9 protein-coding genes are annotated in these 9,257 nt (G+C 69.9%); 1 reads left to right on the plus strand and 8 read right to left on the minus strand.

From position 1 onward, the window contains the following. The first annotated feature begins 5 nt into the window (after positions 1-5). Positions 6-167, plus strand: a complete 162-nt coding sequence (locus GWI24_RS34145; protein WP_374103372.1) for an SSI family serine proteinase inhibitor — start codon at positions 6-8, stop codon at positions 165-167. A gap of 132 nt (positions 168-299) precedes the next feature. Here the strand turns inward: GWI24_RS34145 and GWI24_RS34150 are convergent, their stop codons facing one another. The 8 genes from GWI24_RS34150 to GWI24_RS34185 all read right to left on the minus strand — a co-directional run. After that, on the minus strand, positions 300-1,376 hold the full coding sequence (locus GWI24_RS34150) for a S1 family peptidase (RefSeq protein WP_210949930.1): 1,077 nt from the start codon (positions 1,374-1,376) through the stop codon (positions 300-302). Positions 1,377-1,706: 330 nt separating this feature from the next. Continuing rightward, positions 1,707-2,627 carry a slipin family protein gene (locus GWI24_RS34155; RefSeq protein ID WP_210949931.1) on the minus strand — a complete coding sequence of 307 codons (921 nt, stop codon included), beginning with the start codon at positions 2,625-2,627 and terminating at the stop codon, positions 1,707-1,709. A gap of 218 nt (positions 2,628-2,845) precedes the next feature. Beyond that, a complete protein-coding gene (locus tag GWI24_RS34160) occupies positions 2,846-3,751 on the minus strand; it encodes a S1 family peptidase (protein ID WP_198281587.1) in 906 nt (301 codons plus the stop codon). Positions 3,752-4,066: 315 nt separating this feature from the next. Further along, the gene (locus tag GWI24_RS34165; RefSeq protein WP_210949932.1) at positions 4,067-5,368 is read right to left on the minus strand and encodes an NtaA/DmoA family FMN-dependent monooxygenase; all 1,302 of its coding nucleotides are present in this window, start codon (positions 5,366-5,368) and stop codon (positions 4,067-4,069) included. Further along, positions 5,365-6,471: an LLM class flavin-dependent oxidoreductase gene (locus GWI24_RS34170; protein ID WP_210949933.1), complete on the minus strand. Its 1,107-nt coding sequence runs from the start codon at positions 6,469-6,471 to the stop codon at positions 5,365-5,367. The genes GWI24_RS34165 and GWI24_RS34170 overlap by 4 nt, the downstream gene beginning before the upstream one ends. 37 nt (positions 6,472-6,508) lie before the next feature. Beyond that, positions 6,509-7,468, minus strand: a complete 960-nt coding sequence (locus GWI24_RS34175) for an ABC transporter substrate-binding protein (protein WP_210949934.1) — start codon at positions 7,466-7,468, stop codon at positions 6,509-6,511. A 143-nt stretch (positions 7,469-7,611) separates the two neighbouring features. Next, positions 7,612-8,364: an amino acid ABC transporter ATP-binding protein gene (locus GWI24_RS34180; RefSeq protein ID WP_210949935.1), complete on the minus strand. Its 753-nt coding sequence runs from the start codon at positions 8,362-8,364 to the stop codon at positions 7,612-7,614. Between the two features lie 5 nt (positions 8,365-8,369). Continuing rightward, on the minus strand, positions 8,370-9,257 hold an 888-nt coding region (locus GWI24_RS34185; protein ID WP_374103371.1), incomplete at its 5' end, for an amino acid ABC transporter permease.

Genomic DNA, 9,257 nt, shown 5'->3' on the forward strand with positions numbered 1-9,257 from the left:
GTCAGCTGCGGACCGGGGCGGAGTCCGGTCGGGTGTGCACCAAGGAATGGCACCCCATCACCGTCACCGCCGAGGGGATCTGGGACGGCCGCCGGGTGTCGTACGAGCACACCTTCGCGAACAACTGCTTCAAGAGCGCGGCCCCGACGACGGTCTTCGAGTTCTGATGAACTGACCGGAAAGGGGAAGGCCCCCGGACACCGTCCACGGGTGTCCGGGGGCCTGCTTCCGTTCACACGGGAGCGGACCGCGGAAGCGAAACGCTCACCGGGTGAGCCAGGCCGGCCAGGTCGGCCGGATCAGCCGATCTCGGCGCCGAACGCCTGCAGCGCCTCCGGCACCGGCTGGAAGAAGGTCTCGCCGCCCGAGGAGCAGTCACCGCTGCCGCCGGAGGTCAGACCCAGCGCCGTGTCGCCCGCGAAGAGCGCGCCGCCGCTGTCGCCGGGCTCGGCGCAGACGTTGGTCTGGATCAGCCCTTCGACCGATCCTTCCTGGTAGTTGACGGTCGCGTTGAGGCCGGTGACCTCGCCGTCGTGCACCTGGGTGGTGGAGCCGCTGCGCGTCACCTTCTGGCCGACGGTGGCGTCACCGGCCTTGGCTATCGCCTGGGTGCTGCCGTTATAGAGGTCGACCGCGCTCGGGTGGTCGGTGTCCTTGGTGTACTTGACCAGACCGTAGTCGTTGCCCGGGAACTCGCTGCCCTCGTTGGTCCCGATCTCCTCGCCGCCCTGCGAGTCCGACCAGCTGCTGATGGCCTCGGTGCAGTGACCGGCGGTCAGGAAGTACGGCTGGCCGCCCTTGACGACGTTGAACCCGAGCGAGCAGCGCCCACCGTCGCCCCAGATCGCGTCGCCACCCGCGATGAAGGTGGAGAACTTCCCGGCCGAGCGCTTCACTTCGACCTTGTCGCCGAGCGCGTCGGCGACCTTGTTGAGGGTGGCCATCCGGGTGCCCTTGACGGAGCTGTCCGCGGTGACGACGACCTTGTTGCTTCTGGGGTCCACCGACCACGAGGTGCCGGGGATGGTGGCCTTCTGCTTCAGCGTCTGACGCGCCTTGCTCAGCTCGGCCAGGGTGTTCGTGACCACCTTGGCCTCGGCCCCGGCCTCCCGGATCTTGTCCACGACACCCTTGTTGACCACGTTGACGACGAGCTTCTTGGCCTTGGCGTCGTAGTACGAACCCGCCGTGTCGCTCTTGAGCGAGGAGGTGAGCGTGTTGGCGAGCTTTCCGGCGGCGCCGACCGAGAGGGTGTCGGGCTGGGGCTCACCGGGGGCGGCGTTGGCGCTCTGCAGGGTGATGCCCGTGGCGACCAGGGCCGCTATGCCGGCTCCGGCGATGACGACACGACGCTTGGGTATGCGGCGGTGCTTCAACTCTCTGCCTTCCAGTGGGGGGTTGGGCCCGTCGGCAGTGGGGTGCCAGGGCCCGGAGGGCGTAACGGCATAGCGCTTCTCCCCCTCGGGGGCGCGTCCATGCCAATTTGCGCCGCCGAGTATTCCCATCACCACCGGGCGCGCACAAGGGCGCGTTCACGTCATGGGCGTGAAATTTACACTGCGGACTCAAGTCCGGACATGGCGGTGCCCGCACACCTTCAAGGTGTACGGGCACCGAATCAGGTCTCCGGACGAGCCGTCAAACCGGGCGGATCACCCCACGGAATCCCCTCGCGGGATTCCCTGCCGGACATCACCTCCCACGGCTCATCGCTCGACCGTATGCGGCTCCGACTCGCGCTCGGTGAGCGTCGGCATCGCCTGCCGAGCGGGCTGGGCCGGCTGCGTGGGCGCGGCCTCCCGCTCCGGCGCGGCGGCCGGACCGGCGGCCGGAGCGCCACCCTCTGTCCGGGCCGCCGCCGGGATCTCCTGCTGGCCCCTCTCCAGGAAGCGCAGCAGCTCGACCGGGATGGGCAGCACCAGTGTGGAGTTCTTCTCGGCGGCGACCGCCATCACCGTCTGGAGCAGCCGCAGCTGGAGCGCCGAGGGGGTGTCGGCCATCTGGGCGGCGGCCTCGGCCAGCTTCGTCGAGGCCTGCAGCTCCGCGTCCGCGTTGATCACTCGGGCGCGGCGCTCCCGGTCGGCCTCCGCCTGGCGGGCCATCGACCGCTTCATGGTCTCCGGCAGCGACACATCCTTGATCTCCACCCGGTCGATATGGACGCCCCATCCGACGGCCGGGCTGTCGATCATGAGCTCCAGGCCCTGGTTGAGCTTCTCCCGGTTGGAGAGCAGATCGTCCAGATCGCTCTTCCCGATGATCGACCGCAGCGAGGTCTGGGCCATCTGGGAGACGGCGAAGCGGTAGTCCTCCACCGCGATCAGCGCCTCGGCCGCGTCCACGACCTTGAAGTAGACGACGGCGTCGACCCGCACGGTCACATTGTCCCGGGTGATGCCCTCCTGGGCGGGGACGGGCATCGTCACGATCTGCATATTGACCTTCTGGAGCCGGTCGACGAACGGAGCGATCATGGTGAACCCCGGCCCCCGGATATCCGAGCGGAGCCTCCCGAGCCGGAAGACCACCCCCCGCTCGTACTGCTTGACCACCCGGGCCGCGGCCAGCACGCCCAAGGCGCCGAGGCAAGCCAGTACCACTATCAATGTCACGAGCGCATCGACCATCACGGCCACCTGCCGTCCGTATCGCGAACAATGCCCCTCGTGGGGTACTGATGTCCACGATAGTCCGCCCGTCGAGCAGTGGGGAGGGCTGTGGAAAACCCCCGCCGGGCCGCATGGAACGGCCTTCCCCACCGACGCGGAGAGCCCCCGTCCGGCAGCACGGACGGGGGCTCTCGCTCAGCCTGGTGCGGAGCTGATCAGCGGAGGAACGGCGCCGATCAGTAGACGCTCACGCCGTACGCGTTCAGCGCCTCGACGACCGGCTGGAAGAACGTGGTGCCACCGGAGGTGCAGTTGCCGCTGCCGCCGGAGGTGAGTCCGAGGGCGGTGGAGCCGGCGTAGAGCGGGCCGCCGCTGTCGCCGGGCTCGGCGCAGACCGTGGTCTGGATCATGCCGTAGACGATGTCGCCGTTGCCGTAGTTGACCGTGGCGTTCAGCGCGGTGACCCGGCCGCTGTGGATGCCGGTGGTGGAGCCGCGCCGGGTGACCGTCTGGCCCACGGTCGGGTTGGCGGCCGAGGTGATGTCCTGGCTGCCGACGGTGCCCTGGGGGGTGACCGAGCCGCTGTACCGGACCAGGCCGTAGTCGTTGGTCGGGAAGCTGGAGCCGGCCGTCGGGCCGATGGTGGTGGTGTGGCCGGAGTTCGACCACCAGGTGCCGGCGCCGTCGGTGCAGTGACCGGCGGTGACGAAGTAGTTGGCCCCACTGCTGTTGCGCACGTTGAAGCCGAGGGAGCAGCGCCAGCTACTCGCGTAGATCGCGTCGCCGCCCGAGATCAGCTTCTGAATCTTGCCGGAGGTCCGCTTGACCTCGATGGCGTCGGCGTTCGAGCCGGCGGTGTTCTTGATCTTGGCTATCTCACTCTGGGACACCGTGCTGTCGGCGGTGACCACGAGCTTGTTGGTCCCCTTCTCGACATACCAGGCGGTGCCCGCGACATCGGCCTCGAGGACGGCGCTGCTCGCCGACTTGGCCTCGGCCGCACTGAAGGTGCGGGCGCCGTCGCTACCGGCGTAGGCGGCGGGGGCGGCGAGTGCCGTTCCGGCCACCAGGGCGGAGGTCGCGGCGATCAGGGCGATACGTCTCGCCTGCTTGCTGTGGGGGGCGTTGCGCTTGATCCTCAACTCTTCCTCCGGGGGAATCGGGGGTCCGCTTGGGTGGGCAGGCCCGTGAGGCGCAGTCAACGAGCACGCCGATATGACCGATTCAGCGTGCCCCTGACAAGCGCTTCCGGAAGTATTCGTGGCTCCGGGCGCAGCGCGCAAGAGGACAATTCGGAACAGCCGCCGGGCACACGCCACATAGCCCCGGCGGGTTCAGGCCGCCGGGGCTTGTGCTCCCATCCCCTTGGGTATCTGGTGAGACGGACGCGCGGGCGATCGGGTTCCGTTATGGCGCGGACGTATCGCGTCCTGGCGGCCGGGCCGCCGCGCGGCCGCTCAGCCCCGCTCCCCGGGGTGCGGAAGTCCCAGGTGGTCGCGGAGTGTCGGACCGCTGTACGCGGTGCGGAACACCCCGCGCTCCTGGAGCAGCGGCACCACCCGGTCCACGAAGTCATCGAGTCCGCCGGGGGTCAGGTGGGGCACGAGGATGAAGCCGTCGGCGGCATCGGCGGCCACGAATTCCGCCATCTCCGCCGCGACCGCCTCCGGGGTGCCGATGAACGACTGACGCCCGGTCGCCTCGATGACGGTCTGCCGGATGGACAGCCCTTTCTCCTCCGACAGCGCCCGCCACTTGGCGGCGACGGCCAGCGGATCGCCGTGCCGCACCCGGCCCTGGACCAGCTGGGATTCGGGGTCGGGGTCGATGTCCGGAAGCGGCCCGTCCGGGTCGTAGCCGGACAGATCCACACCCCAGATCTGCTCCAGGGTGAGGATCGCGGTCTGCGGCGAGACCTGCTGCCGCCGGATCTCGGCGGCCTTCTCCCGGGCGTCGGCCGGGGTGTCGCCGAGCACCAGGGTCACCCCGGGCATGATCTTCAGCTCCCCGGGGGCGCGCCCGTACCGCGCGAGCCGCCGCTTGACGTCGGCGTAGAAGGCGCGACCGGCCTCCCGTGAGCCGTGCCGGGTGAAGATGATGTCGGCGGTGGATGCGGCGAACTCCCGGCCCTCGTCGGAGTCCCCGGCCTGGATCACCACCGGATGGCCCTGCGGCGAGCGTGGCACGCCGAACTCGCCCTCGATGGTGAAATGCCGGCCGCTGTGGGCGAACGGGCGGGGCGTGCCGTCCGGCGTCCAGGAGTCCCACAGCTCACGGGCGGCGGCGATGAACTCGGCGGCCCGGGTGTAGCGGTCGGCCCGGTCCAGGAAGCCGCCGCGCCGGAAGTTCTCGCCGGTGAAGGCGTCGGAGGAGGTGACCACGTTCCAGGCGGCGCGGCCCCCGCTGAGATGGTCCAGGGAGGCGAACCGGCGGGCCAGTTCGTACGGTTCGTTGAACGTGGCGTTGACGGTGGCGGCCAGCCCCAGCCGTTCGGTGACGGCGGCCAGCGCGTTGAGCACGGTGATCGACTCGGGTCTGCCGACCACGTCGAGGTCGTGGATCCGGCCGTTGTGCTCGCGCAGCCGCAGCCCCTCGGCGAGGAAGAAGAAGTCGAACAGCCCGCGCTCGGCGGTGCGCGCGAGGTGTTCGAAGGAGGAGAAGTCGATCTGGCTCCTGGAGCGGGGATCAGTCCAGACCGTGGTGTTGTTGACGCCGGGGAAGTGGGCCGCGAGATGGATCTGCTTGGGCTGCGAGGTCATCGGGCGGCCTCCCGCTCCAGGGCGTAACGGTTGGCCGGGCGGGAGAGCCCCAGGTGGTCGCGGAGTGTCGCACCGGGGTAGAAGGTGCGGAACAGCCCCCGGTGCTGGAGCAGCGCCACGGTGCCGTTGACGAAACGTTCCAGGTCATGGCGTGGGGCGACGGGGGCGATGTGGAAGCCGTCCACGGCGTCGGCGGTGTGCCAGCCGGTGATCAGCTCGGCGAGTTCCACCGGTCCCCCGCGGTACAGCGGAGGTCCGCCGGGCGTGTCGGTCAGCGGGACCGGTGCGCCGCCCGTGGCCGGGGAGCTTCCGGGCGCGCCCTCCCCGTCGGCCAGGTCCACGGCGACGGCGGCGAGCACGGTGAGCGCCCCGGGCTCCCGGCCGTGCGCCACCGCCCGCCGCCGCAGCTCGTCGCGGATGCGGCCCGCCTCCTCCGGGGACGTGGCACGGATGTACGCCACATCGGCGTGTCGGGCCGCGGTCTGCCAGGTCACCGGGTCGGTGGCGGCGACGGCCACCACCGGGTGGCCCTGCGGGGGCCGGGGCACGATGGCCGGGCCGCGCACCGTGAAGTGGGCGCCCTCGAAGTCCACGTAGTGCAGCTTGTCGCGGTCGATGAAGCGGCCGGTGGCGGTGTCGCGGATCTCGGCGTCGTCCTCCCAGCTGTCCCACAGCCGGGCCACCACATCGGCCACCTCCCCCGCCTCGGCCCACAGCTCCCCGGCGGGGGCGGCGGGGCGGCGGCCCACCAGCCGCGCCTCCGCCTCCGTCGTCGACACCTCGATCCGCCAGCCCGCCCGGCCGCGGCTCACCCAGTCCAAGGTGGCCACGGACGAGGAGACATGGAACGGCTCGGTGTGGGTGGTGGTGACGGTCGGCACCAGTCCGATCCGCCGGGTGGCGGGCGCGACACGCGCGAGGACGGCGAGCGCGTCGAGCCTGCCCCGACCCGGCCCCGGAGGGCCGAAGCTGTCGTCCAGGGTGATGAAGTCGAGCGCGCCGTCCTCGGCGAGTCGGGCGAGCTCCACGTAGTACGGCGCCTGGTACTGCCCGTCGCCGTCGATGGCGGCGGCCAGGTGCAGGGTGCCGGTCGGTACGGCCATGGTCGGGGCCTTCCTCGTTCTTCGGGGGGTCAGCGGGTCACGGCTTGGGCAGACCCGGCGGGTTGATCTCGGACTTCTTCACCGCCTCGCTGGAGAGCCCCCACCGCTTCAGGACCTTGGCGTACGAACCGTCCTGGATCACGTGGTCCAGGGCCGCGGCATAGGCGTCGACCAGCCCGCTGCCCTTCTTGGTGGTGGCCGCGATCTTGCCCTGCACCTGGTCGCCACCGCCTGAGAACCGGCCGATGATCTGAGTCTGGCCGGCCGAGGCGACGTGGTAGGCGGAGGTGGGGTTCGGGCCGAAGTAGGCGTCGATACGGCCGGACTGGAGGGCGAGGTAGTAGTCGGTGTCCTTCTGGAAGTACTTGATGTCCACGGGCTTGCGGCCCGCCTTCTCGTTCTGCTTGCTCCAGTCGACCAGGATCTTCTCCTGGTTGGTTCCGGAGGAGACCGAGACGGTCTTGCCCGCCACGTCCTTCGGCCCCTTGACCCGCCAGGATGTGCCCTTCTTGGCCTCGAAGGCGAGGTCGTCCAGCCGGTAGGTGGCGAAGTCGTACTTCTCCTTGCGCTCCTCGGTGACCGTCACATTGGAGAACACGCCGTCGAACTTGGAGCTGTCCAGGCCGACGAAGAGGTTCTCCCAGGAGACCGGCTGGAAGTCGACCTTGAGCCCGAGGGTGTCGGCCACCAGCGTGGCGATGTCGATCTCGGAGCCGATCCGGGTCTTGTCGTCGGTCGCGTAGAAGCCGAGCGGGGCGGAGGCGTCGGCGCTGCCGCCGATGCGCAGTGTGCCGCGCTCCCGGATCGCGGCCGGGACCTTCGCCGCGATCGAGTCGACCTTCTTCCCTCTGACGCGGTGCTGGTCCGGGCTGATGTTGATGGCGTTCTTCGAGCCCTTGGAGCCCACCGACTCCCGGACATCGCCGTCGCCGCAGCCGCCGAGCAGGGCGGAGGCGGTGAGCGCGGCGACGGCGGCGAGGGTGCGGCGGGTCTTCACGGGGGTGCTCCTTGCGTAGGTGAACATCGGTGATCTGGTGGGCATCGGTGATCTGGTGGGCGTTGGTGATCTGGTGGGCGTTGGTGATCTGGTGGACATCGGTGATCTCGTGAACATCGGCGGGCTCGTGAACATCGGTGGCCTCAGAGGACCTTGGAGAGGAACGCCTTGGTGCGCTCGTGGCGCGGCGCGTCGAGCACCTCGGCGGGCGTGCCCCGCTCGACGATCCGGCCGCCGTCCATGAAGACGACGGTGTCGGCGACCTCCCGCGCGAAGCCGATCTCATGGGTGACGACGATCATCGTGGTGCCCTGATGGGCCAGGTCCTTGATGACATCGAGGACCTCACCGACCAGTTCGGGGTCGAGCGCGGAGGTCGGCTCGTCGAAGAGCAGCAGCTCGGGCTCCAGGGCGAGGGCGCGGGCGATCGCCACCCGCTGCTGCTGACCGCCGGAGAGCTGCCGGGGGTACGCGGCCGCCTTGTCGGCGAGACCGACCCGGGCGAGCAGCGCCTCGGCGGCGCGCACCGCCTCCTTCCTGGGGCGGCGCAACGCCGATATCGGCGCCTCGACGATGTTCTCCAGCACCGTCAGATGCGGGAAGAGGTTGAAGTTCTGGAAGACGAAGCCGATCCGGGTGCGCTGCCTGAGGATCTCGCGTTCGCGCAGCTCGTAGAGGCGGTCGCCCTGGCGGCGGTAGCCGACCAGCGAGCCGCCGACGCTGATCCAGCCGCTGTCCACCTTCTCCAGGTGGTTGATGGCGCGCAGCAGGGTGGACTTGCCGGAGCCGGAGGGGCCGAGGACGACGGCCACCTCCCCGGAGCGCACCTCCAGGTCGATGCCGCGCAGCACCTCCAGGGACCCGAAGCTCTTGTGGACGGAGCGGATGTCGACCATGGCGGTCATCGGGTGGCTCCCCGCGAGAAGTGGCGCTCGACGTAGTACTGCGCGATCGAGAGCACGGTGGTCAGGATGATGTACCAGACGGTCGCGACCATCAGCAGCGGCACGACCCGGCCGTTGCGTCCGTAGATGACCTGCACCTGGTAGAAGAGCTCGCCGATCGCCATGACGGAGACGATCGAGGTGCCCTTGAAGAGCGAGATCACCTCGTTGGCGGCGTTCGGCAGGATCGACCGCATCGCCTGCGGAAGCACGATCCGGCGCAGCTGCCGCAGCCGGGGGATGCCGAGCGCGGCCGCCGCCTCCAGCTGTCCGCCGTCCACGGCGAGGACGCCGCCGCGCACGATCTCCGCCGCGTAGGCCGCCTGGTGGAGGGCGAGTCCGAGCACTGCCGCGCTCATCGCCCCGACCAGACCCGCGGTGTCGAAGGAGAAGAAGCCGGGGCCGAAGGGGACGCCGAAGTCCAGCCGCTTGTAGAGATAGGTGAGGTTGAACCAGAACAGCAGCTGGACGATGAGCGGGATGGAGCGGAACGCCCAGATGTAGGTGAAGGCGACCGACTTCAGGAAGGGGCTGTGGGACAGCCGCATGAAGGCGAGGACGATGCCGAGGGCGAAGCCGAGCGCGGTGCCGTAGAAGGTGAGCTGGATGGTGATCCAGACCGCCTTGAGGATGGTCCGGGTGGTGAAGAAGTCGGCGAAGACGTCCCACTCCCAGCCGGGGTTGGTGATCAGGCCGTGGGCGAACTGGGCCACCAGTACGGCGGTGACGACGACGGCGGCCCAGCGCCAGGGGTGGCGTACCGGGACGACCTTGAGGGCGGAGTAGTCCTCGCGTTCGGCGCCGCTTGCGGCGGCCTTGCCGACGGGTGGATCGGAGGTCAGGGA

Source organism: Streptomyces sp. MK37H (genome assembly GCF_018035285.1).
GTDB classification, from domain to species: Bacteria; Actinomycetota; Actinomycetes; order Streptomycetales; family Streptomycetaceae; genus Streptomyces; species Streptomyces endocoffeicus.